This is a genomic window from Faecalicatena sp. Marseille-Q4148 (assembly GCA_018228665.1).
Taxonomy (GTDB): Bacteria; Bacillota; Clostridia; order Lachnospirales; family Lachnospiraceae; genus UBA9414.
Genome location: CP073692.1, coordinates 2,660,037 through 2,685,414, shown reverse-complemented (window position 1 = coordinate 2,685,414; position 25,378 = coordinate 2,660,037). Strand labels below are relative to the sequence as shown.

The following is a 25,378-nucleotide window of genomic DNA, read 5'->3' as shown; positions in this document are numbered from 1 at the left end:
TATCCGGTTTTTAGGAAAGCACACGGGCTCCGTCACCGATTTCCACCACATAGAATTCTGCTTCATGTCCGGTTTTCTCACGATAACCATTTCCCACCTGCTCTATAAATGTATCGACTGCATCATTTTTCACAATACTGACCGTACAGCCTCCAAATCCGCCTCCGGTAATTCTTGATCCGACAACTCCCTCGATCTGCCATGCCAGTTCAACAAGTACATCGATTTCTTCACAGGATACTTCATAATCATCTCTCAAAGATACATGTGACGCATTCATTAATGCTCCAAACTTCTCAATATCATTGTTCTTCAGAGCTTCCACTGCTTTGATTGTTCTCTGATTCTCATATACTGCATGTTTTGCCCGTCTTTGTCTTACTTCAGACTGAATAGCATCTTTATGAACTTCAAATTCTTCTTCTGTAAGTGCTCCAAGAGACGGAACATCCATCACTTTCTGAAGTTCTTTTAAAGCAGTCTCACATTCATTTCTCCTGTCATTGTACGCAGAACTTACAAGGCTATGTTTCACTTTACTGTTTGTAATCACAATCTTGGCATCTTCCAGTTTGACACATGCATATTCATAACTCAGATCGCTTGTATCAAGGAAAATCGCATGATCTTTTTTGCCCATTGCACTGGCAAACTGATCCATGATGCCACAGTTCATTCCATTATAATTATTCTCTGAATACTGTCCGATAAGAGCAAGATCCGTCATGCTCAAATCATCAAATCCAAACAGATCCCGCAGAACTGTTCCTGTCAGAACCTCAAGAGAAGCGGAAGAAGAAAGTCCTGAACCATTTGGAATATTTCCATAGATCAACATATCAATTCCTGACGGCAGCTTATATCCGCGGCCTTCAAAAGCCCACATAACTCCCTTTGGATAATTTGTCCATCCAGCAGCATCATATGGAGTCAGGTCATCAAGGCTTGTCTCTACAACTCCGCTCTTTGGGAAATTCTGAGAATAAAAACGGATCTTTCTGTCCTCGCGCTTCCTTGCCACCGCATAAGTTCCAATCGTCAGCGCACACGGAAATACATGGCCTCCATTATAGTCTGTGTGTTCCCCGATCAGATTCACACGTCCCGGTGCAAAGTAAACATGAAGCTCTCCTTCTTCCCCGAACAACTCCTGAAACGCTTTGATTAACTGTTCTTTCATGTCATATCTCCTTTCATTTATAACAATATTTTTGTTTTAAAACATTTATCTTGGTTTAATGATATCATCTGCGCTCCTCTCTGTCAATGAGGAGAGACGTCTCTTTCTTATTCATAGATAAGCCGCATAACAATATCCTGTGGATAGTCTCCAAACTCATCGCCAAAAAGATTCATTCCGCCTTTTTTTGCTGCATCCGGACTAATGCCGATCTTTACAGAAATGTATTCATTCTCCTCCAGTTTAAATGCCAAAAGCGGTGTATTCGATGTCTGGGCTCCATCCAGATAACTTCCCTGAGAATCAATCTTCCACACTTTCATCATTCCGTACTGACTGTTCTGAGAAGGCCACCACGCCGGCGTGAGCCTTCCTCTGCGATCTCCGAAATCCGCCGGACTTCTCCATGTTCCAACCTCAATCTCATTAATCCAAAGCGTAATGTCTGACTCCCAGTCCATATTATATTCATGATCTTCTGAGCAGACCTCCGCTGACACTTCAATACTCTTTAATACATTTTTCTTCAGGGCTGCATTCGGAAAACGATATTCCAGATACCCATTGCCAAGCCAGATCAACTTCGCCTCTGTCCTTCTCGGATTATAAAAAACTGCCGGTTCATCTTCAATATCAATATGTCCTGTCCCTGATACAATACCACATGTCGGTTCCACATGATAATCAACGAAATTTCCAATAGGCATTGGGATTGTTTCCGCTTTCTCATAGTTCTTCTCATCCAGACGGATCGCGATACTTCCTACGCTCCTGCGGCAGATTTTCATGGAGCCGCGCACTGCCGCCTTGAACTCTGTCTCAATCAGTCCCGCTTCTTCCAACACTTTAATATGCATTGCCGCAGAAGAGGAAGGAATTTGAAGCAGCTCTGCAATCTCATTGATATTATAATAACGATTTTCCAAAAGCCCTAAAATTCGAATTCTTATCTCTGAAGAGAGTGCTTTTCCGACAATTGCAAGTTTTTCAGGCTCATTCATATTTAATTTTATATTTTTTTCCACAACTGCCTCCTCGTTTTCTTTTCTTTATATTCTGTCATATCTTTTTCGATACTTTCATTATTATAAGAATTCTTCATTTCGTCAATGATTTTCTCAAAAATATTGTGATACTTTTGTTAATCTTTGACTAAAAAATAACTTTTCTTGTTTCTTGCTTTGTTATATATTACAATATTTGTAAATGACCATCAAACAGATCTTTACGAAAAGGAGAGTGATAATATGAGCAGACTTGAGATTCCTACTCCTAGTAAATCTCAGCTCGTTGTTGAAGGACTTTATAAGGAACTTGAACATAGAATCGAAGCCAGCCCGCCGGGGCTTTGTCCTGTAGATATTACACGGGCATTTTTAGAATTGTGCCATGCACAGACATGCGGTAAATGTGCGCCTTGCCGCATTGGACTTTTACAGCTGAAGCATTTGATCACAGATGTATTGAATGGCGAAGCTACTATGGACACATTAGATTTAATGGAAGAAACCGCTCTTTCTATCATGCATTCCGCAGACTGCGCTATCGGCTATGAAGCTGCACATATGGTATACAAAAGTCTGATTGGATGCCGTGATGATTACGAACAGCATATTCGCGAAGGACGGTGTACATGTACATATCATCAGCCGGTACCGTGCGTTGCACTCTGTCCGGCACATGTTGATATTCCTGGATATATTGCCCTTGTCGGTGCAGGAAGATACGACGATGCAATCCGCCTGATCCGCAAAGACAATCCATTCCCAACTACTTGCGGTTTTATTTGTGAACATCCTTGTGAAGCTCGCTGCCGCCGCAATATGGTAGATGATGCAATTAACATCAGAGGTCTTAAGAGAGTTGCTGCTGATTTTGCAGGCAAGGTTCCGCCTCCGCCATGTGCTCCGTCTACCGGAAAACGTGTCGCTGTTGTCGGCGGTGGTCCGGGAGGTCTTTCGGCTGCCTACTATCTGCAGCTGATGGGACATCAGGCTACCGTATTTGAAATGCTTCCAAAACTTGGCGGTATGCTTCGCTACGGTATTCCAAACTACCGTCTTCCGAAAGAACGTTTAGATGATGATATCGAAGCAATCCTGGCAACAGGAGTAGAAGTAAAATACGGCATGCGTATCGGCAAAGATATGACAATCCAGAGTCTCCGTGAAGAGTATGATGCTGTCCTGATTACAATTGGCGCCAGCACAGATAAGAAACTTGGTCTGGAGAACGAAAACGCTGAAGGAGTTATGTCTGCAGTACAGTTCCTGCGCGCTGTCGGTAAGAACGAACTTCCGGATCTTACCGGACAGGATGTAGCAATCGTCGGCGGCGGTAACGTATCTATGGATGCTGTCCGCACTGCTGTACGTCTCGGCGCTAAGAAGGTAAGCTGTGTATATCGCCGTCGTATCGCTGATATGACTGCTCTTCCTGCTGAGATTGAAGGTGCGATTGCTGAAGGTGTAGAAGTATGTACATTGAAAGCTCCATCCCGCATTGAACGTGATGAGAACGGTCATGTAAAAGGGCTCTGGGTAACACCTCAGATGATCAGCAAGATCAAAGACGGTCGTGCAAGTGTAAAACCATCCGGAGAACCGGATGAATTTATTCCTTGTTCTGCACTCGTTGTTGCAATCGGACAAAATATCGAAACAGAACATTTTGCAAATGCCGGTGTTCCTGTTGAGCGCGGTAAGATTATGGCTGAGAAATTCGGTGGATTTTCCGATATTCCTGGTGTATTTGCCGGCGGAGACTGTGCAACAGGTCCTGCTACCGTTATTCGTGCGATCGCCGCAGCGAAAGTTGTAGCTGCCAATATAGATGAGTATCTTGGATACCACCATGAAATTACATGTGACGTTGAGATTCCGGAACCGAACCTCGATGACCGCGCACCATGCGGACGCGTGGAACTGACAGAACGGGAAGCATGTGAACGTATCCACGATTTCGAAGGTGTTGAAAACTGCATGACCAAATCAGAAGCTTGTCAGGAAGCCGGACGTTGTCTGCGCTGTGACCACTTCGGTTATGGTCTGTTCAAAGGAGGTCGGGAGAAAGTATGGTAAATTTTACAATCGATCATAAACAAATTTCTGTGCCGGAAGGCACTACCATTATGGAAGCAGCAGCACAGAACGGAATCCCGATTCCAAAGCTGTGTTATCTGAAAGATGTGAATGAGATTGCTGCATGCCGCGTCTGCGTTGTAGAATTAGAAGGCAATGACCGCCTGATCACATCCTGCAACAATGTTGCTCAGGAAGGCATGGTAATTTATACAAACAGTCCAAAAGTACGGGCAGACAGAAGAAAGACGGTGCAGCTCATCCTCTCACAGCATGACTGCAAATGTGCAACCTGTGTCAGAAGCGGTAACTGTTCTCTTCAGAAAATTGCCAATGATCTCAATATCCTTGAGATTCCATTTGGCGAACGTCTGGAACGTCAGCCATGGGATAAAAACTTCCCATTGATCCGTGACTCTGCAAAATGTATCAAATGTATGCGCTGTGTTCAAGTCTGTGACAAGATCCAGAGTCTGAATGTATGGCATGTGGAAGGAACAGGTTCCCGCTCTACAGTCAATGTCTCCGGTCACAGAACAATTAATGAAGCAGACTGTTCTCTTTGCGGTCAGTGTATTACACATTGCCCGGTCGGCGCTCTGCGTGAACGCGACGATACAGAGAAAGTATGGGAAGCAATTGCTGATCCGAAGAAAGTTGTTGTAGCCCAGGTAGCTCCGGCTGTGCGTACTGCATGGGGCGAAGCTCTTGGCATGAAACGGGGAGAAGCAACGGTTGGAAAGATTATGGATTCTTTGAAACGCCTCGGTGTCGATTATGTATTTGATACAACCTTCTCTGCTGACCTTACTATTATGGAAGAAGGTACCGAATTCCTGGAACGCTTCACAAAAGGCGAGACAAAAGAACGCCCGATGTTTACTTCCTGCTGTCCTGGCTGGATCCGTTTCATCAAATCACAGTATCCTCATCTTGTACCACAGCTCTCTACTGCAAAATCACCGCAGCAGATGTTCGGTGCCGTGATGAAGACTTATTTCGCTGAGTCTATCGGTGTAAAACCGGAAGACATGGTAACTGTTTCTGTTATGCCTTGCGTAGCTAAGAAAGGTGAACGTAATATGGAACTTTTCTACGGCGAATACGCCGGACATGACACAGATATCGTTATCACAACCCGCGAGCTTACCCGCATGATCCGCTCTGCACATATCGAACCTTCTACACTTGTAGACCGCGAATGTGATCCACTTATGAAAGAAGGCTCCGGTGCCGGCGTGATCTTCGGTGCAACCGGAGGTGTTATGGAAGCAGCTCTTCGTTCTGCTTACTTCCTTGTAACCGGAAAGAATCCAGAACCGGATGCTTTCAAAGTTGTTCGTGCTACAAGTCAGGAAACTGATATCGTAACTGCTGAATTCCAACTGGGAGATGCTGTTGTAAAGGCAGCCATTGTAAATGGTCTCGGCAATACACGCCGTCTTATCAATCAGATCGAGCGTGGTGAAGTACATTATGACTTCGTAGAAGTTATGGCTTGCCCGGGCGGATGCGTTGGCGGCGGCGGACAGCCGATCCATGATGGCGAAGAACTTGCTTTTGAACGTGGCAAGAATCTCTATTTCCTTGATTCTAATGCACAGATTCGTTTCTCTCATGAGAATCCGGATGTTCAAAAATTATATACAGATTATCTTGAAAAACCAATGTCCCACAAGGCGCACATGCTGCTTCATACAGATCACAATGCATGGGAGATGCCTCGTAAACAAGGTCGATAGATAATATAACTATCAGGGAGAGAATCTTCTATACGATTCTCTCCCTTCACTCTTCTAAATTTCTAAGATTTTATTAAGATTCTAAATTTACTGTGAATATTGTTGTTGCACTTTCGAAATCATGTTATAATCCGAATGACTCCAAAAAGAAAGCGGGGGTTCATTATGAAAAACTTTATTCAGAAATATAAGCATGCGTGGGTGTTTTTATACGGACTGATCTACCTCCCATGGTTCTTCTATCTGGAACAACATGTCACAACTGAATTTCATCTGATCCATTCTCCATTGGACGATAAGATACCGTTTATTGAATTCTTTGTCGTACCTTATTTATTGTGGTTTGGTTATATCGCTGTAACTGTCGGATATTTTTTCTTTCACGACAAAAGAGAATTTTATCAGCTCGTCAGTTTCCTGTTTACCGGAATGACGATCTTCCTCATTATTTCTACGGTATATCCAAATGGGTTGGATTTGAGACCGGATGTATTTCCACGGGATAATATTTTTACGGATATGGTAAAGACACTTTATATTGCCGATACTTCAACAAATGTCCTTCCAAGTATCCATGTATTTAATTCTATCGGAGCTTACATCGCAATTCATCGCAGCCAGGCGCTCAGAAAACATAAAGCACTTCAGATTGGCACATTTTTACTGACAGTATCTATTATTCTGTCTACAATGTTTTTAAAACAGCACTCTGTTATTGATGTTGTAAGCGCTTTTCTTATGGCAGCTGTATTATATTTTTTCGTATACGCGCCTCGTCCGATTAAATCAGAAACTTATACAAAACAGACCATTGGTTAAAAAAGAATCCCGCAAGCGGGATTCTTTTTTATCTCATATTCTGCTGTAGTCTCTCAGCTTCTCTTGCATCAAATTCTTCTTTTCTCCCATACCGAATGCATTCATACATTTCATGGATTTTCTGATTGCCTTCTTCTCCTGACAATCCGACAAATGCTTCGATTTCTTCAGGTGTCCATGCCGGATTAACATTACTCCCTTTCTTCAGACGCCGTCGGATCATTTTTCGATAATGTTTCCGAAACTGTGACGCTGCATCTCTTTGAAATCTATTTTTGAATGAAATCGGCTTTTTTTGCATCTGAACTGTTTTTTCATCCTTTTCAATTTTCAGCACTTCGTCATCAAACTGAAACCGCACTTTTTCCCATATTTTTCGGTAAATCGTTACAAATGTATACACAACAAGAATACAGGTAAGCACAATCCCAAACACAATCATTATTTTTTCCAGAAATCTTCCAAACGCCGTATTAACAGGCGCATCTCCTCTCAGATCAGCAAAATAATCCATCATCCCCATATTCATTCCGGCTTCTTCTCCCGCTGAAGAGCTTATGGCGGTTTTAGCAAATCCACTGAAAATAAACCGAAGCAAATCCCGCAGCCGGATTGCAATAGACGTACCGATCTCCATGAGCGGAAGCTGCATAAAAAGAAATGTGATTCCACCAATCAGTAATGAAAAAACAAGAAGATACATCCCGTTAATTACCTGAAGTTTTTTCTCCGGAATTCCTTTCATATAACGGCTGGAATTAGCGAACCGATATAACCGGTGATGATTCCACTGCACAAGAGCAATAAGAAAATTAATACCGAAAATCCAAAGTGCAGCCGCAGGCGGTACCGCTGTTTTTATATTATCAAGAATCAGGTATAGAAATATGCATACGATTCCAACTCCTACATGGAATGGCATCCGAAAGCGTTCTACCCATTTCTTATACATGCGGTTGGATAATTTTGTACTTGTTCGGCTATGCATAAGGCACCTCCCACATCATAATATTTTCGGAAAGCTGCTCCAGATCTTCTGTTTTGTCATCAATCCGTTTCACAAGAATCATTTGAGAACCTTCACATACTTCTGCAAGCTTTGGAAAGTCTGCTACTGCATTTCGATTCCGCACTTCACTGATTACAACATACACCGTATCCTGATTCTCTTCACTGAGAATCCGCTCTTTGATACAGGATGCAAAAGAGGTCTGATCCGATGTTTCTATCAGTCTGGCAAGGCAGCGGCCGATAGCCTCTACATGACTTCTGGCAGCCCCTGCCTCCAAATAAATCGTTTTGCCGTCTAAACGGTCTCTCCCATTCGAAATCAACCCTGTCTGTATTCCCTCTCTGATCAAATGCTCTGCCAGTGCATAAGCAATCGAAATCCCCTTTTCCACAAGGATACGGTTATCCCCGTCATCGCTTGCCGCATTCAAAAGAATCACGACTTTCTGGTCTGACATACTTCCTTTCTGCATTACCATCAGCTCTGTACAGCGTGCAGAAGCTTTCCAGTTAATATAGCGCATTTCATCATAAGGCTGATATTCCCGTAATCCCCGGAATTCATATGGATCTTCGACCAGAAAGCGCCGCGCTGTCACTTCACCATAAATCTTCCTCGCCGCTTTCTCCGACAACTCTGCCGGAACTGCCGCCGGATAGACATAAAGCACGGAATCGGAATGACATTCTTTATGGAACTGTTTTCGATAAAACAGATCGCTTGTAGATAATTCCAGATCCTCAATCTCATAATACCCTCTCTTCTGACAAAGAATAGGCGCAACCCGTCTTACTTTTTCATATCCTCCTATAGAAAATACATCATAGCGATAAGTATAATCCGATACCGCGCTATTTTCCTCTTCCAGACAACGGATTGTCTTATCTACACGAAATGCAAGACTGACTGCACTGAGCGGTATATTTTTTCGATTGGTCACAGTGATAGAGATGGTTGATCTCTCTCCTGCGTTTAATTCTTCTTCATCGAAATATACTTCCGCCGACAGCCCCCGTCTCGAATATATTTGAAAAAATTTCTGCTGCAGCCACAAAGCAATCCCGGCAGCCGCAAGCATTTCTAACATGATCATCCACATTTTCTAACGGCTCCAATCTTCCGTCGGTACCGGAATTCCTTCGAGAAGCTCTTCTATAATCGTTTCCGGACGTCTTCTCCCTTCCCCCTTCTGAAGAGAAATGCGGTGCGCCAAAACAGGAACCGCCAGCTCTTTTATTTCTTCCGGCGTCACAAACCTCCGTCCATTCACATAGGCCAGCGCTTTTGCTGCACGAACAAGTGCAAGTGTCCCTCTCGTACTGACACCTGTAAAAATCTGTTTATGTGTTCTTGTTGCCATTACGATCTTCACAATATACTCCATCAGTTCCTCATGGAGAAATACTTCCTGCACTTCTTTCTGAAGCACAAGAATCTCTTCTGTTTCGCATACCGGCTCCAATTTCTGAAATGGATTGCCGTAAAGAAACCGTTTGATCACTTCTATTTCTTCTTCCGCTTTCGTATTTCCGAGAGAAAACTTCATCAGAAAACGGTCAAGCTGAGCCTCCGGAAGCGGAAACGTTCCTACTGTTTCAATCGGATTTTGTGTTGCAATAACAAAAAACGGAGCCTCCAGCATATAAGTCTTTCCGTCCACCGTTACTTGCTGCTCTTCCATACATTCCAGAAGACTGGACTGTGTTCTCGGTGTCGCCCGGTTAATTTCATCCGCTAAAAGAATATTACTAAACACCGGTCCTTCTTTAAAAGTAAATATTCCTTCTTTTTGATTATAGTAATTTAATCCAAGCAAATCTGACGGCAGCAGATCCGGTGTGAACTGAACCCTGTGATACTTTGCCTCCACCGACTGCGCCAGCGTCTTGGCAAGCATTGTTTTCCCCGTTCCCGGAACATCCTCAAGAAGCACATGGCCTCTTGCCAGAAGCGCCGTCAGAAGCCACCGTGTCTGTTTCTCCTTACCTACGAGAACACTTCCTATATTCTCTTTTAATCTCTTTATCTGTTCTGTATGATCCATGTTATTCTCCTCCAAGCTTCGTCATCTCCTTTGTTATTATATCACTTCCTTTTCTCTCCGAACAGAAAAAAACAGGAAACTGTTTCTTCTTCCAGTCCCCTGCTTTTCTCCTCACTATTTACCAGACACAACAAGTTCTCCGACAGATACGGATGGAGCTTCAAAGATTCCTCCGGCTCCTCCTGTTACGAGATAGTCATTTGCAATGCCTCGAATATGTTTCAGCATATCATAGAAATTACCTGCTACTGCAATCTGATTCACTGCGCGATCCAGCTTGCCATTTTTCACAAGATATCCTTTTGAAATCAGAGAGAAATCTCCGCTTACCGGATCTGCTCCGGCAAACATGCCGTCACAGGCAGTAATATATAACCCATCCTGCAGTTCTTCGATCAACCTCTCTCTTGATTTTTCTTCTCCAATCAGTTTCAGATTTGTTACCCCAATTGCCGGAACACTTCGATAGCTGGATTTGAACCCATTTCCTGTGGATTTCTTTCCTGCCAGAAGCGCCTCTGCCTGATTGTACAAATATTCTCCAAGAATTCCGTCTCTGATCAGATATTTCTTTACCGTCGGCGTTCCTTCATCATCAAAGCTTCTCGCATTGAGGCCTTCCGGATCTTCTACCAGATTTACAATCTCAGATGCTACTTCCTTTCCTGTCTGTCCTGCCAGTTTGCTGATATTTTTCCGCACAGTATCTGCCCCAAAGGAAGGAAGATACATAGATAACATCTCACAGATAACACTGTTTTTTAAGATGACCGGATATTTCTTCGTCTCTACCGGAGATGCTCCCAACAAGCTGCATGCCTCTTCGACAGCTTCTCTTGCCACTGCTTCCATCTTCAGTTCTCCTGCAGAACCTTTCAGATCTTCGCCCCCGGATGTCTGTACTGCATCATTTTTCACAGCTTCTGCTCCTACATAAACACCGGCAAATTTAACCGCATCTTCCATGCGTCCTCCACGGTCATTTTGGATTACGATCCGACGAATCGTCTCCCTTGCAGATAAATGAGAAAACTTATTAAAATCCGGATGAATTCCTTCACATGCTTCCACGGTCTGAAGCAGCTGCTCCGTCATATGTTCCACACCTGAAAGTTCAAATTCTTTCTGACATGTACAATTGCCAAGCTCTTTTGCTTCATAAGGTTCTTTCAAATATTCAGCAATTTCACAGAACTGATCCAGCTTCTCCTCCAAATATTCCTCTGAAAAATCTTCAGCATAAATATATCCTTTATACCCCTGATATTCTCCTTCTACATAGCAGGCCTCCACATCACTTTCTGTCTGGAATTCCGGCTGTTTTTCGTAAATATTTACCGATGCGGACTGCACAGATTCCGCATAAAATTCCAGATTCCGGATTCCACGTTCATGTGCGGCTTTCGTAAATTCCTCAATAAATTTCTCCACCATTATCGAATCCCTCCTACTGTCATATTACTTACGCGGATTGTCGGCTGACCGGCTCCGATAAAGAGAGCGCCGCTTGATGCATAGCAGTATCCCTGACGCAGATCATAATCTCCTGCCACCATATCTACGTTCTGCAGAACTGTTCCGCCGTTTCCAATCAATGTAGCGCCGCGGACCGGAGTCGTCACTTTTCCGTTTTCAATCAGATAACATTCGCCTGTACTAAAGTTAAAATCACCTGTTGCAGATTCTACAGAACCGCCAATAATGGATTTTACATAAAGTCCTCTCTCTGTCGCAGCAATAATTTCTTCCGGAGTACTCTTACCCGGAGCAATATAAGTATTTGTCATACGGGCTACCGGTGCAAATTTATAGTTCTGGCGTCTGGAAGAACCTGTCGGTGCAAGACCTGCACGCATACCATTCAACCGGTCTACCATATAGCTCTTCAAAATACCATTTTCAATCAGAATATTTTTCTGAGTTGGCGTACCCTCATCATCAATGTGAAGTGATCCCCACTCTCCATCAATAGAGCCGTCATCAATCAATGTTACCACATCTGATGCAACTTTCTTGCCAAGCTTTCCGCAGAACTCTGAAGAATTCTTAGCGATGACAGTTGCCTCCAGGCTGTGTCCGCAAGCCTCATGGAAGAGAAGACCTCCGAATCCATTGTCAACAACAACACTCATACGTCCTCCCGGACATGGTTCTGAATGGAGTACGACCTTCGCCTGACGCGCAGCCTCTCTCGCACATGCTTCTACATCGATTTTATCGTAATACTCATGTCCCTGCATAGCTCCCGGACCAAAATATCCATTCTGTACATCTGTGCCGTTCTGAGCAAATGCTCCGATATACAGACGCGTCTTCACTCTTGTATCTTCTGCAAACAGCCCTTCACTGTTGGCAATCTGAATCTGCTGTTCCATATCAGTCAGTTTTACACGCATACGGACAATCTCTTCATCATAATCCATTCCTGCACGGATCGCTGTCTGTACCGGCTCCATTTTCCTGGAAAAAGAAAGCCCGGACGGCATCAGAACCGTCGGGGCCATTGTATAAATGTTCTTTTCCCCAAGAATGATTTTGGAAGCCTCTTTCTGACGCATCGCCTTTGTCAGACGCTTTGTCAATTCTTTTAAACTTTCTTCCGTTTTCTGGTTTGTATAGCCATAGTAGCAATTCAAACCTTTAAAGATACGGATTCCAACACCGCTTTCACGTCCCTGCACACTCTGCTCTACCTTCTCCTGAGTTGCAACTGTCTCTTCAAAAAGACTGTTCTCTTCAAAGACCTCTGCAAAATCTGCTCCCCGCGTTACTGCTTCATCCAGTATCTTTTCAATCATATTCTCAGTTAACATTTTCTCTCTATCTCCTTATGCTTAAATGTCTTTGCAATGATGACATGCAACAAAATGCTCAGGAGCAATTTCCTGAAGTTCCGGGCGTTCTTGTGCACAGATATCTGTAGCATATGGACATCTTGTACGGAATTTACATCCGCTTGGTGCATTGATCGGGCTTGGCACCTCTCCCTGAATCTTCAGACGTGTCATTTTTTCATTTGCATCCGGATCGGCGATCGGAATCGCAGACATCAGAATTTTTGTATATGGATGGGCCGGATTGTCAAAAATTTCCTTACTTCCTGTTATTTCCACAAGACTTCCGAGGTACATAACACCAACACGGTCAGAAATATGACGCACCATAGAAAGGTCATGAGAAATAAATAAATATGTCAGACCTCTTTCTCTCTGAAGCTTAATCAGCAAGTTGACAACCTGTGCCTGAATGGATACGTCAAGAGCAGAAATCGGTTCATCACATACGATAAATTCCGGATTGACAGCTAACGCGCGGGCAATACCGATACGCTGACGCTGTCCTCCTGAAAGCTCATGTGAAAAACGGTTTGCAAAGTCTTCATTCAGACCAACACTCTTTAAGAGTTCTTTTACTTTCTCATCTTTTTCTTTTGCACTGTAATTACAATGCACATCCATACCTTCTGCAATAATTTCTCCAATTGTCATACGCGGATCAAGAGAGGAGTATGGATCCTGGAAAATCATCTGTGCCTTCTGTTTGAAATCCAGAAGATCTTTTCCTTTTAATTTGCTGATGTCTTTTCCATTAAAGATTACTTCTCCGGAAGTTGGCTCATATAATTTTAATACAGTACGTCCGCAAGTTGTCTTACCGCATCCAGACTCTCCAACAAGACCAAGTGTCTCACCCTTTTTAATGTAGAGACTGACATTGTCCACTGCTTTCAGTGTTTTCTTCTTTCCAACCGGGAAATATTTACAAAGATTTTTAACTTCGATCAACTTCTCACTCATGTCTCTACACCTCCTCGTTCTGTTTGCTTTCTTTTTGTTTATCGTAGAATGATTTTACCTGCGGTGCATCCGGGTGCTGCAGCCAGCAGGATACTTTATGAGTTCCTGTAACGTCAGTCTCTTCCGGCATTGCTTCTTTACAGATTCCCATGCAGTATTCACATCTTGCTGCAAATGGACAACGTTCCATCTTCATAAGAAGATCCGGCGGTGTTCCCTTCAATGCGTACAGTTCCTGTTTGTTCTCTGTATCAAGTCTTGGAACAGATGATAACAGAGCCCATGTATAAGGATGCTTTGCATCGTAGAAGATTTCTCTTGCAGTTCCACGCTCAATCACCTGACCTGCATACATAACCTGAATTCGGTCTGCAAAGTCTGCTACGACACCGAGATCATGTGTTACAAGAATAATCGCTGTATTTAACTCTTTCTTCAAATCTCCGAGCAGTTCCATAATCTGTGACTGAATTGTAACGTCCAGCGCTGTTGTCGGCTCATCGGCAATCAGAAGAGACGGGTTACAGGACAGTGCGATAGCGATCATAACACGCTGGCGCATTCCTCCTGATAACTGATGCGGATATGCATCAACACGTTTTGCGGCATCCGGGATTCTTACAAGTTCCAACATATGGATTGCTTCCTCGCGTGCCTGCTTCTTATCCAATCCCCGGTGAAGGATCAGACTTTCCATAATCTGTTTTCCGATTGTCATGGTCGGGTTCAAAGAAGTCATTGGATCCTGGAAGATCATACTAACTTCATCTCCACGGTATTCCTGAAGTTCTTTTTTAGACATCTTCATAACATCTTTGTCACGATACATGATTACGGAATCATCTTTGATTACAGCAAACGGCGGCTGAAGAAGACGCATAATTGCTTTTGCTGTAACCGTCTTACCACATCCGGATTCTCCTACAAACGCAAGTGTCTCACCGGCATTCAGCTCAAAGCTGACACCGCGAACTGCTTTTACTTCTCCGGCATATGTATTAAACGATACTTGTAAATTCTGAACATCTAATATTTTTTCCATATTGCAACTCCTACTTTCTCAATTTTGGATCCAGGGCATCACGCAGACCGTCACCTAATAATGTAAAGCAAAGCATTGTAAGTGCGATCATAAATGCCGGGAAGAACAACTGATACGGATAAAACTGCAGCTGCGGCTGTGCAGCAGATGCAAGTGCACCCCAGCTTGTGTTCGGAGGCTGGATACCAAGTCCGATATAACTTAAGAATGCCTCTGAGAAAATGTATCCCGGAATGTCAAATGTAATTGCTACGATAACATTACTGAGTGTATTTGGAATCATGTGGCGCATGATAATCTTCCACGGTTTTACACCGAGTGCCTGCGCTGCAAGAATAAATTCTTCGCTCTTGATCGCCAGCATCTGTGCACGCACAAGACGTGCCATACCGCACCATCCGGTAATACACATGGCAAGAAGCAGTGTGAACATTCCCTTACTGTCAAGTACAAGAGAAAGTACGATAACAACGATCAGGTAAGGAACACTGATGAGGATCTCAACAATACGCATCATAAATGTATCTACCTTGCCGCCGAAGTACGCTGCAATACCACCGTAAATACATCCAAGTACTGCAGAAACCAATGCACCGACAACACCGATTGTCAGAGATACACGACCACTGATCCATACACGAGCGAAGATATCTCGTCCTAATTTATCAGTACCAAACCAGTGCTTACCATTTGGAGACAGGTTTCTCGCTGTCTTATCTACTTCCTCAAATGCGTAACCGCTAAGCTTTGGTCCGATGATAACCATAATTATAATAAGTAATAATACAAATAAAGCCAATGTCGCAACTTTATTCTGACGGAGACGGCGCCATGCATCTTTTAGATAGCTTACCCGCGGTCTTGCGATAGCCTCCATCTCATTTTCCTGAATTCCGATAATCTGGAATTTTTCTTTCGCTATATTCTGCATAACTTTACCTCCGATAATTAGTCAGACGTTACCCGGATTCGCGGATCGACGATCATGTAAACGAAGTCAACAACAAGCTGCATAACAATGAAGAGTACTGCGTAGAAGATTGTGGTACCCATGACCATAGAATAGTCCTTGTTGTTAATAGACGTTACATAGTAGAATCCGATTCCCGGGATTGAGAACATTTTCTCTGTTACAAACGCACCTGTAAATACGCCAACGATACTGCTTGAGAAAATGGTAATTGCCGGAATTAAAGAGTTACGAAGTACATGACGTGTAATAATCTTGCGTTCACTTAAGCCTTTCGCTCTCGCTGTCAGTACATAATCCTGGTTTAATGTATCGAGCATACTGGATTTGATGTAACGCGCATATGTCGCAATCGAACCAAAACTCAATACGATTACCGGAAGGATCATCTGATTTGGCTTACCATAGCCGGATGCCGGGAGCACTCCCATTTTTACCGCAAAGACGTACTGCATAACCGATGCCAGCACAAAGACCGGTATGGTGGCGCCTAGTATGGCAATAAACATAACAATATAGTCGGGCCATTGATTTTTCTTAAGCGCTGCAATGACGCCGAGGAACACACCAATCAAAGTACCGATAATCAAGGCAGTACCTCCGACAGAAGCGGATACCGGTGATGTTCTTGCAATTTCACCTGCAACAGAACGGCCAGGAAATACGATACTCTCTCCGAGATCGAATGTCACAAGCCCTTTCATATACAACAGATACTGTGTAAACAGCGGCTTATCCAAACCATATTTTGCATAGTAGTTTGCTTTCGTCTGTTCCGGCAATGTCCTTGCCATACTTGCAAGCGGATCACCCGGAATACTTCTCATTAAGAAAAAGGTAATTGTCGCAATTGCGAACAATGTCAAAAACATATAAGCGATTCGTTTCAATGCATATTTTACCACGAATTTTTCCTCCTTATCAGGCAACTGAATTTAAAAGACGGGCTATTACAGCAAGTCTATAATAACCCGTCCCATACTCAGTTGCTATCTGCCAGATGTATAAACGTTCTTCCATCCTGGATGAATGAAGTACAGGTTTTCCTGTCCATACTCAGCATATTTATCATGCATAAAGTCTCTTGTAAACTGATGTGTTACAGCTGTTGCAAATGGATCTGTTACATATTCATCTAACAGAATCTTCTCTGCTGCAATATAATCCTGCATACGTTTTTCAGCATCCAGTTCTGTGACACCAGCTAATGCAAGTTTATCGTACTCTTCATTAGACCATCCTGTGTAAATCTGGTTTGCAGTAGATAAATGGATACTTAACATATCATATGGATCGTTGTAGTAAGCGCCCCATCCCATCATACCAATCTGATAGTTACCAGACTGCAGGTTGCTCTCAAAGATAGACCAGTCAGCAAAGTCAATCTTCAGATCGATACCGAGCTGTTCTTTGTACATCTGCTGTAAGTACTCGCCAAATGTATGGAACCACTCATCTGTACCAGCCAGTGAGAATGTTACATCCAGTTTCTTCGGATCACTTCCAAGTCCGGCTTCTTCCATACCCTCGATCAGGATATCCTTTGGAGTCTTGCCTTCTGCTTCCATCTCTTCTCTCTGCTCTTTAATTGTATCTCCTGCTTCTGCTCTCATGCTCTTTCCATCAACAGAAAGCGCCGGAGCGATCCATCCATATAATGGCTCTCTCAGGTTACTGAATGCCATATCGTTCAGTTCTTCCTGATCTGCTGCCATTACGAATGCCTTACGGATGTTCTTGTTAGAGAATACTTTATCTGTTGTATTGAAGAATGCAAATGTAATTGTACCGCCGGAAATCTTTGTATATTTCAGACTTGGATCTGCTTTGTATTTTTCAAGTGTTTCTGCGGAAGAAGCACTGATCATATCAAGCTGTCCTGCATCAAATGCGTTGATTGCAGCTGCTGTATCTGTAATGATCTGGTAATTTACATAGTCCAGATCTACGTTCTCAGCATCCCAGTATTCTTCGTTCTTCACGATTTTCATTTCGCTGTTATGTGTCCAGGACTCTAATTTGAATGGTCCATTGTATGCAAGTGTATCAGCTTCTGCACCATACTGATCTCCTGCTGCCTCTACTTTATCCTTTCTCTGTGGATAGTAGATACTTGCATCACAGCTCTCCAGGAAACTTGGCATTGCTGCATTTAATGTGATCTCTAATGTATGCTCATCTACAGCTTTTACTCCTAATTCTTCCAGTGGAGCTTCGCCTGTAGATACTTTGTCATAATTTTTAATTGGTGTCAGGAAATATGAGTTCGGACATCCTGTCTGCGGATCTGCACTTCTCTGAAGAGAATATACATACTGATCTGCTGTTACCGGTTCTCCGTCATCCCATTTTCTGTCTTCTCCGAGATGGAATGTCCAGACTGTACCGTCTTCGCTTGTCTCCCATGATTCCGCATCACCTGGCATGATCTTGTATTCTCCGTCTCTCTGCTCGATACGGATCAATCCCTCCATACAGTTGATAAGGATTTCACTTGAATAAGTGTCAGAACGACGGCTTACGTCAAGTGTTGTCGGCTCAGATCCCAATGATGCATTGATATACTGCTCAGCATCTTTTCCGCCTTCTTCTCCTTTTGCGCTGTCTCCGCCTTTGGAACCACCACCGCCGCCGCATGCAGCAAGGGATGCTCCCATTGTCATTGCCAATAATAAAGCAATTATCTTCTTTCCTTTCATAAATTGCCCTCCTTTTATAGCGTTTACTATATTTACATTTAAGAATTTTAGCATTTTCATGTAATTTAGTCAATAAATAAGCGTGAAAATATACATTATCTATAACGAATTGTCATTTTGCATATTTTCACGCTTTATTTTTTATACAATAATACTATTGACGAAACAACTCTGTAAAGCTTTGGTCAGCGGACATTTGTCTGTCAGATGCACTCACCTCGATTTCAACCGCCGAAGCCAGCAGATTGATGACTGCCATCGGTGAAGACAGGTTGTTCATAAACAGCCGTGTAGAAGACGGCGCCAACAGAAGCACATCGCTGAACTCCGCAATCGGGGCTTCCTCTACGTTCGTAATTCCGATCACCTTTGCCCCGCTTTTCTTGCTGAACTCAACAATTTTCGTTGTCATAAAATAGTAATCCGGGAACGAAAATGCGACAACTACTGTTTCCTCTGTAATCAGCGGCAGCAGTACATGGATCTCATCGTTTAATTCCGTGTCCATCACAATCCCCGGAAGTCCCGATGTACCAATCCATATCTGAAGGGCTTTGCACATCAATATTGAAATTCCTCGGCCGCAGAACACAACCCGTTTTCCCTGCATAATGATGCGAGCAGCTTCAATTACTTTTTGCAGATCCAACTGCGCCAACGCATGATTGACACATTCCTTCTCTTCTTTTCGGATCGCGTCCAGAAGCGCTTCCCGTTCCTCTAATTCATATTTCGGAATGGCTGTAGACGTATACTCATTTTCCTTATGAATTTCAAACTGTTCCTGCATACTGACATATTTACGGAACTCATATTTTACTTCATTAAAATTCTCATATCCAAAATCTGAGCAGGCTTTCAGTATTGTTACCTCTGTCGCATCCACTGCTTTACTCAGTTCTTTTAACGTAATAAATGTCATTTGCTCCGGGTGTGCCATCATATAGTCTGCAATCTGTTTCTGTTTTTTCGTCATACTCGGATATTTTTCCTTGAGTACTGTTAATATTTCCATAACTTCTCCTCTAATAATTCTCCGCTAAGTTTCATCGCCCTCTCTACAATCGCATCAATATCATAATATTGGTATTCTGCAAGTCTGCCCAGTGTATAGAAATTTTTGATATGTTTTGCATCAGCGGCATATTTTTCATATAATGCACGATTTTGTGCATTCTCTATTACATAATACGGAATTTCATCCGGTTTTCCCTCATAATCCCTCGGATATTCCCGGCTGATTGTTGTTCCGTTTATTTTCTGTCTTGTAAGATATTTATATTCTGTAATTCTTGTAAATGCTTCACTTACCGTATAATTTACTACCGGAACTCCCTGATAGCTTTCTTTCTCCATATGTTCAAATGCAATCTCCAGTGTGCGGTACGGCAGCCGTCCATATTTGCAGCCGAACAGTTCATCCAACGCTCCGGTAAAAATAACTTTCCCTTCAAATTTATCCCCTGCGTAGTATATCTGCCCGTTTTGCACTTCTGTACAGTCCTCAAGGCTTGTTCCTGTTTTCACAGTAATATTGGGATGATCCAGCATATTTTCAAACAGAACTGTGAACCCTTCTGACGGAACTGCCTGATACTTATTTGTGAAATATCCATTGTCATATGCAACTTTGACCGGAACTCTGGCAGTAACGCTTTTGTCGATTTCTTCCGGCTTCTTCCCCCACTGTTTCATCGTATAGTGGAGATAAATATTTTCATAGACATACTCGCCGATTCGTTTCAGATCCTGATCTGATGTATGAAGCAATTCCAAAACAGGCACCTTCGTTCCCTGTCCGTAACTGTCAATCAGTTTCTTTTCTATCCGATCTGCATCTTCCCCAAAAACAAGATGCAGTGTATTCAAATTGAATGGAACCGGAATCAATCCTTCTTTTGTCTTTGCTTTTACTTCATGCTGAAAATGTTTCCATCCGGTAAACCGGGACAGAAACTCCCATACCTGCTCTCGATCTGTATGGAAAATATGCGGTCCATACAAATGAATCAGTACCCCATAGGGATCTTTCTCATCGTAACAGTTGCCCCCCACATGACTGCGTTTTTCCAACACAAGCACCTGTTTTCCCGCTTCTGCCAATATCCGGGCCGCTGTACTGCCGGCTGCTCCGGCTCCGGCTATGATCACATCATACATTCCTTCTGCCCTCCTGATCAAATTTCTCCTGCCCTAACTTTATCTCAATATAATCTGTATATGTCTCAAACGCCGCCGGGATTGGGTACTTCTTCTCAACCTCTGACGGCGCTGCAAAAATCATCTCTTCCCTGCATGACTTTTCAAGCTCATCTACCTGGATCAGATATCCGGTCATGTGCCACTCAATGTGACTAAAGATGTGCTTTCCTTCCGGAAGCGGCAAGACACGGATCGGAGCCAGACCAATTTCTTTCGCATAGGCAACCGCCTCATCTGCATCCAGTTTTCCTTCCAGGTTCGGCAATTCATAAAGCCCTGCCAAGAGCCCTTTGTCGGGGCGTTTTTTTACTGCTACGGTATCTCCGTCCCGAAATACAAAGACCGTTCTCTCCTCTATGCGCCGTGCTTTTCCTTTGGAACGCACCGGAATCTCATCTGTCAGACCATTCAGAGATGCCAGACAAAATGGTTTCAGCGGACATTCACTGCATTTCGGCTCGCCGTTCGGCACACAGACGATCGCACCGACTTCTATCAAGCCCTGATTAAAATCACTCGCTGCCTCCGCCGGAATCACAAGTTCCAGCTGCTGTTCTATCCTCGTTCGCACTTCCTGACGCATAATATCCTGCTTTAGACCAAGCAGACGCGCCACAACCCGCAGGACATTCCCATCTACCGCCGGTTTTGGGATTCCATACGCAAATGAACTGATCGCTCCCGCAGTATAAGAACCGATACCGCTCAAAGACTTAATCTGATCATACTCTGAGGGGAATTTTCCTCCATACTCTTCCATAATCTGAATTGCTGCTTTTTGCATATTTCTCACACGATTATAATAACCAAGCCCTTCCCACAGCTTCAGCAGCCGGTCTTCCGGAGCCTTAGCCAATGCTTCGATTGTCGGAAGCGCCTCCATAAATCTTGCATAAAACGGTTTTACCGCTTCTACTCTTGTCTGCTGCAGCATAATCTCTGATACCCAGACACGATAAGCAGTCGGATCTTCCCGCCACGGAAGCATCCGTTTATGCTCCCGGAACCAGTGGATAAGCGGCAGTACACTTTGTTCCAACCGCGACTCCGGAAGAATCACCGGAATACGTTTTCCCGCTGTAATAGAATTTTTCGTTACCGTACAATCAAGTGCGAGCAGCTCCACACCACTTTCCCGCGCCCGCGAAAGAGCATCGGCAAATTCCGGATGTGTCTTCACATTCGGCGTCAAAAACCGTACCTGCTTCATCTGGATTACAAAACATACAACAGCTTCATATCCTTCTTCCCTCGCTGATATCAACTCTTCCACATGCTTTACTGCCCGCTCACTTGGTGCATCCGGAAATTTTGCAATTCCATCTTCTTCCAGCGTCACGCCCTTGACTTCTATGAAAATTTTTCGTCCTTCCTCCGTTTCCACATAAAGATCAAAACGGGAATTTCCGTAAGTCACTTCTGTCTTAATCTGAGACACCCGGTCAAACAGCCTGCCTTTTTCGATATATTCTTTCACAACCTTGTTTGGAATCTGAGAATCCATATTGACAATCTGTCCGTTTTTCTCAACTGAGATCAGATCCCATTTTGTTTTGCGCTCAGGATTCTCTGATGGCTGCAGATAAACAACAGCCCCCGGATACAGAAGTTCCCGGCACCGCCCTGTATTTTTCACATGGACACATTCCCTCTGCCCTTCTATTTCTACATATGCAATAAAACGATTCGGGCGTTCAAGAAACCTCCCTGTCTCTATACGGCTATATTTCACAATTTACTCCTTTTTCTCTGCTTCCAGACAAACTGCACCGGCAAAGCAAGTACGCACACAGGCAGGCTTGCGCCCGTTTCGTATTTCTTCAATACAGCCGTCACATTTTGCCATCTTTCCATTCTTATCAAACCGGATCACATGCATCGGACAAGCTGCTTCACAAGTACGGCAGCCGGTACATTTTTCTTTCTCTACGAGAATAAAACCTGTCGCTTCATCCCGGTAAATGGCTCCATGCGGACACGCTCTCATACAGGCGCCGCAATGAATGCATCCCGGACAGATTGTTTTCTGGAATCCCTCTTCTTCATTTCTGATCGTTCTGGTGGCACGAAAGCTTTCTGCATCTTCGGCGTCCACTGGATAATGGGCGTCTATGCAGGCGATATGACAAGCAAAACATCCGCTGCATTTTTCTTTGTCAAAATTCAGTTTCATTGCCCTTACCCCCTTTTCTCTACGCGGCAGAAATAGCTTTTGTATGCCGGAAATCCTGAAATCGGGTCCACATAATCCAGATCGATCAGCTCATTCGCATCTGCATTTGGATTGCCATGATACATACAGATCATTCCCGGCTGCATAGAAAGCTGATAGCCTACATGGCCTGTAACCTCGCCTGCCGGCGATACAATCGTCACTTCATCGCCTTCTTCAATTCCACAGGCCTTCGCATCTTTTGGATGCATCTCAATCAGATCCGGCGCCTCCAGATTCCTGATCCAGGAAAGACGGTATGTCCTCGAATGATAATATTGCGGTCTTCTGCATCCAACACTTAGAATAAACGGATATGCCTCGTGATCCACTTCGGTCTTTTCTCTAAAATCCTCAAATACCGGAAGCCCCTGATACCCATACTCTTTGCTGTATTTTTCCAATACAAGCGACTTGAATTCTACTTTTCCGGACGGAGTATCAAACGGCTGTTTCTCATAAGTCCGCTCCATTGGCATGACAAGATTCGGAGCTTCCAATCCTTCCGGATGTTTCCTCAGTTCTTCTAATGTTAATCCGGATGGCTTCAGAATATGCTCCATATATTCCTCATAATTCATCCCAAGAACTTCATCTTTTAATCCAAGCCGTTTTGCCAGTTCCAAAATGATCTCAATATCATTTTTACATTCTCCCATAGGTTCAATTGCTTTCTCTGACATTCGGAACCGGCCGCCCATGCCTCCCATTACTTCTTCTCTTTCAAACGGCGTGCTCGCCGGAAGCACAAGATCTGCCATGCGGCAGGACTCTGACATCATAAATTCTGTATTTACAAAGAAATCCAATTCTCCAAGCGCTTCATTCAACAATTCCGGCTTCGGCCACATCCGATGATTCAATCCAAATGCTACCATTCCTTTCAGCAGATACGGTTTCTCTTCTTTTATATACTGTGCCAGCTTTGTACATTGTGATTCCTCACAGGAAATATCAAACCATACCGGAAACTCTTTCTGTCCGATTGCTTCCACCTTGTTCATTCTCTTTACTTTTCCGTATTCATTGCGCGGCGCCATTGGCATCCCCATCGTACGATTGCCGCCTTTTACATCATAATTTCCTGTCAGCGCACTTAACAGAAAAATTGCGCGGTGATTCTGAACACCATTTAAGTGATGTGCCAGCGAGGAGGCTGACCATTTAATCGCTGACGGTTTTTCTGTAGCAAATAGCCTTGCAGCTCTGCAGATCGTCTCTTTTGGTACCCCGGTAATCTCTTCGGCTCTTTCCGGAGTAAATGTCTTTACATATTCCCGGTATTCTTCAAACCCATAGCTATATTTTTCAATAAATTCTTTATCATACAAATCTTCTTCAATCATCACATGTGCCATTGCCAATGCAAGCGCTCCATCTGTCCCCGGATACGGCTGCATATGAATATCCGCTCCGTGACAAGTCACCGTGTTGCGTGGATCTACACTGATCACATTCACGCCTCGCTCCTTCATTTCAAGCCACATCCTGCTGGATGGTGTCTGTGAATGATACGGATTAGACGCCCACACAAGGACTGTTTTCGCATTTTTTAAATCCGGCATACAAATATGACCTCCGTAATTCAGCCTCCACGCCAGATCTACTGCCTGAAAACAGGTACTTGATTCCGTGCAGAAATTCGGTGAGCCAAATGCATTCGCAAGCCGAAGCGCTGCAGGACGATTCCATTTCGGATATCCCACATAGAAAATAACCGACTCCGGTCCATAAGTTTCTTTCACTTTCTGAAGGCGTTCTGCCATCATCTCATAGGCTTCCTCCCATGTGATACGTTCAAAATGGCCTTCTCCTTTTTTGCCGACCTGTTTCATTGGATACAAGATCCGGTCCGGATGATACACATACTGTCGTGCAGCGGCTCCCTTTGGACAAAGCCCCTGCTTTCCTTCTACCCGGACAATTTTTCCCTCTTCCACATAAACATCTACCGGGCAGCATGATCCGCACACTGCGCAGGTCGTTCGTTTTACTACTGTATTTTCTGACATGTCCTACTTCCCTTCTGCCTGATTCCCGCTTCGATTATATCACACAATACCAGAATATCGCTATAGGTGTAAAGAGGAACTTTATTTTTTGTCTGCTCCATAAATTCTCTGATTTCTGTATTTCCCTCATTCGCGATGATCCCCCGGATTGTTTCCGGCGCTGACACGGTTTCTCCATAATCTCTCACAGTCTCAAACTTCGGATGTGTCCCCCGCTTCATCCCCTCAATCAGAATCACATCTGCTTCCGGAAATTGCAATGCCAGCTGCTCTGCCGTTACTGCTGTTTTCTTTACGATCATATGTGAAGTTTCTGAAAAAATTGCTGTTCCAAAAGCTCCTGCATTCAAATGCCGAAACGTATCGGTTCCCGGACGATCCGGTTCAAACTCATGTCCGTCATGTTTAATCGTTGCAACATCATATCCCCGCCCCGACAGCTCCTTCACAATCTCACAGACAATTTTCGTCTTCCCTGTATTTTTTCTTCCACTAATTCCAAAAATATACGGCATCTGGACTTCCTCCTGTCTATTTGCAAAAAAACTGCCCGGTCAACAGTGTCGG

21 protein-coding genes are annotated in these 25,378 nt (G+C 43.7%); 3 read left to right on the top strand and 18 right to left on the bottom strand.

Annotated elements, in window-relative coordinates:
* Nucleotides 1–10: 10 nt before the first annotated feature.
* Both KFE17_12855 and KFE17_12850 read right to left on the bottom strand, forming a co-directional pair.
* On the bottom strand, nt 11–1,180 hold the full coding sequence (locus KFE17_12855; GenBank protein QUO31716.1) for a galactokinase: 1,170 nt from the start codon (nt 1,178–1,180) through the stop codon (nt 11–13).
* 107 nt (nt 1,181–1,287) lie between these two features.
* Complete coding sequence (locus KFE17_12850; protein ID QUO31715.1) at nt 1,288–2,205, bottom strand: helix-turn-helix domain-containing protein; 918 nt, start codon at nt 2,203–2,205, stop codon at nt 1,288–1,290.
* A 222-nt stretch (nt 2,206–2,427) separates the two neighbouring features.
* On the opposite strand from KFE17_12850, the gene KFE17_12845 reads away from it, so the two are divergent.
* From KFE17_12845 to KFE17_12835, 3 genes are all read left to right on the top strand, one after another.
* Nucleotides 2,428–4,260, top strand: a complete 1,833-nt coding sequence (locus KFE17_12845) for an FAD-dependent oxidoreductase (GenBank protein QUO31714.1) — start codon at nt 2,428–2,430, stop codon at nt 4,258–4,260.
* Nucleotides 4,254–6,002 (top strand): [FeFe] hydrogenase, group A, encoded by a 1,749-nt coding sequence (locus KFE17_12840; GenBank protein ID QUO31713.1) that lies wholly within the window; start codon nt 4,254–4,256, stop codon nt 6,000–6,002. The genes KFE17_12845 and KFE17_12840 overlap by 7 nt, the downstream gene beginning before the upstream one ends.
* Before the next feature lie 165 nt (nt 6,003–6,167).
* Nucleotides 6,168–6,821: a phosphatase PAP2 family protein gene (locus KFE17_12835; protein QUO31712.1), complete on the top strand. Its 654-nt coding sequence runs from the start codon at nt 6,168–6,170 to the stop codon at nt 6,819–6,821.
* A 28-nt stretch (nt 6,822–6,849) separates the two neighbouring features.
* Here KFE17_12835 and KFE17_12830 read toward each other — a convergent pair whose 3' ends face one another.
* The 16 genes from KFE17_12830 to mobB all read right to left on the bottom strand — a co-directional run bounded on the left by KFE17_12830 (nt 6,850) and on the right by mobB (nt 25,326).
* Nucleotides 6,850–7,809 carry a hypothetical protein gene (locus KFE17_12830; GenBank protein ID QUO31711.1) on the bottom strand — a complete coding sequence of 320 codons (960 nt, stop codon included), beginning with the start codon at nt 7,807–7,809 and terminating at the stop codon, nt 6,850–6,852.
* Nucleotides 7,802–8,932, bottom strand: coding sequence for a DUF58 domain-containing protein (locus tag KFE17_12825; protein ID QUO31710.1), 1,131 nt, complete (start codon nt 8,930–8,932; stop codon nt 7,802–7,804). The genes KFE17_12830 and KFE17_12825 overlap by 8 nt, the downstream gene beginning before the upstream one ends.
* Nucleotides 8,933–8,935: 3 nt before the next feature.
* Complete coding sequence (locus KFE17_12820) at nt 8,936–9,877, bottom strand: MoxR family ATPase (GenBank protein ID QUO31709.1); 942 nt, start codon at nt 9,875–9,877, stop codon at nt 8,936–8,938.
* A 114-nt stretch (nt 9,878–9,991) separates the two neighbouring features.
* Nucleotides 9,992–11,311: a TldD/PmbA family protein gene (locus KFE17_12815; protein QUO31708.1), complete on the bottom strand. Its 1,320-nt coding sequence runs from the start codon at nt 11,309–11,311 to the stop codon at nt 9,992–9,994.
* The gene (locus tag KFE17_12810; protein ID QUO31707.1) at nt 11,311–12,690 is read right to left on the bottom strand and encodes a TldD/PmbA family protein; all 1,380 of its coding nucleotides are present in this window, start codon (nt 12,688–12,690) and stop codon (nt 11,311–11,313) included. Before KFE17_12810 ends, KFE17_12815 begins: the two co-directional genes overlap by 1 nt.
* A 21-nt stretch (nt 12,691–12,711) precedes the next feature.
* On the bottom strand, nt 12,712–13,674 hold the full coding sequence (locus KFE17_12805; protein ID QUO31706.1) for an ATP-binding cassette domain-containing protein: 963 nt from the start codon (nt 13,672–13,674) through the stop codon (nt 12,712–12,714).
* A gap of 4 nt (nt 13,675–13,678) precedes the next feature.
* Entirely contained in the window at nt 13,679–14,716 is a 1,038-nt protein-coding gene (locus KFE17_12800) for an ABC transporter ATP-binding protein (protein ID QUO31705.1), read from the bottom strand.
* Nucleotides 14,717–14,726: 10 nt separating this feature from the next.
* On the bottom strand, nt 14,727–15,647 hold the full coding sequence (locus tag KFE17_12795) for an ABC transporter permease (GenBank protein ID QUO31704.1): 921 nt from the start codon (nt 15,645–15,647) through the stop codon (nt 14,727–14,729).
* A 17-nt stretch (nt 15,648–15,664) separates the two neighbouring features.
* Nucleotides 15,665–16,591 carry an ABC transporter permease gene (locus tag KFE17_12790; GenBank protein QUO31703.1) on the bottom strand — a complete coding sequence of 309 codons (927 nt, stop codon included), beginning with the start codon at nt 16,589–16,591 and terminating at the stop codon, nt 15,665–15,667.
* Between the two features lie 84 nt (nt 16,592–16,675).
* Nucleotides 16,676–18,385 (bottom strand): peptide ABC transporter substrate-binding protein, encoded by a 1,710-nt coding sequence (locus KFE17_12785; protein QUO31702.1) that lies wholly within the window; start codon nt 18,383–18,385, stop codon nt 16,676–16,678.
* A gap of 154 nt (nt 18,386–18,539) precedes the next feature.
* Complete coding sequence (locus KFE17_12780; protein QUO31701.1) at nt 18,540–19,400, bottom strand: MurR/RpiR family transcriptional regulator; 861 nt, start codon at nt 19,398–19,400, stop codon at nt 18,540–18,542.
* On the bottom strand, nt 19,388–20,545 hold the full coding sequence (glf, locus tag KFE17_12775; GenBank protein ID QUO31700.1) for a UDP-galactopyranose mutase: 1,158 nt from the start codon (nt 20,543–20,545) through the stop codon (nt 19,388–19,390). The genes KFE17_12780 and glf overlap by 13 nt, the downstream gene beginning before the upstream one ends.
* Nucleotides 20,538–22,319 (bottom strand): DNA/RNA nuclease SfsA, encoded by a 1,782-nt coding sequence (gene sfsA, locus KFE17_12770; GenBank protein ID QUO31699.1) that lies wholly within the window; start codon nt 22,317–22,319, stop codon nt 20,538–20,540. Before sfsA ends, glf begins: the two co-directional genes overlap by 8 nt.
* A gap of 3 nt (nt 22,320–22,322) precedes the next feature.
* The gene (locus tag KFE17_12765) at nt 22,323–22,760 is read right to left on the bottom strand and encodes a 4Fe-4S dicluster domain-containing protein (protein QUO31698.1); all 438 of its coding nucleotides are present in this window, start codon (nt 22,758–22,760) and stop codon (nt 22,323–22,325) included.
* A 5-nt stretch (nt 22,761–22,765) separates the two neighbouring features.
* Nucleotides 22,766–24,811 (bottom strand): molybdopterin-dependent oxidoreductase, encoded by a 2,046-nt coding sequence (locus KFE17_12760; protein ID QUO31697.1) that lies wholly within the window; start codon nt 24,809–24,811, stop codon nt 22,766–22,768.
* The gene (mobB, locus tag KFE17_12755; GenBank protein QUO31696.1) at nt 24,793–25,326 is read right to left on the bottom strand and encodes a molybdopterin-guanine dinucleotide biosynthesis protein B; all 534 of its coding nucleotides are present in this window, start codon (nt 25,324–25,326) and stop codon (nt 24,793–24,795) included. Before mobB ends, KFE17_12760 begins: the two co-directional genes overlap by 19 nt.
* Nucleotides 25,327–25,378 lie beyond the last annotated feature (52 nt).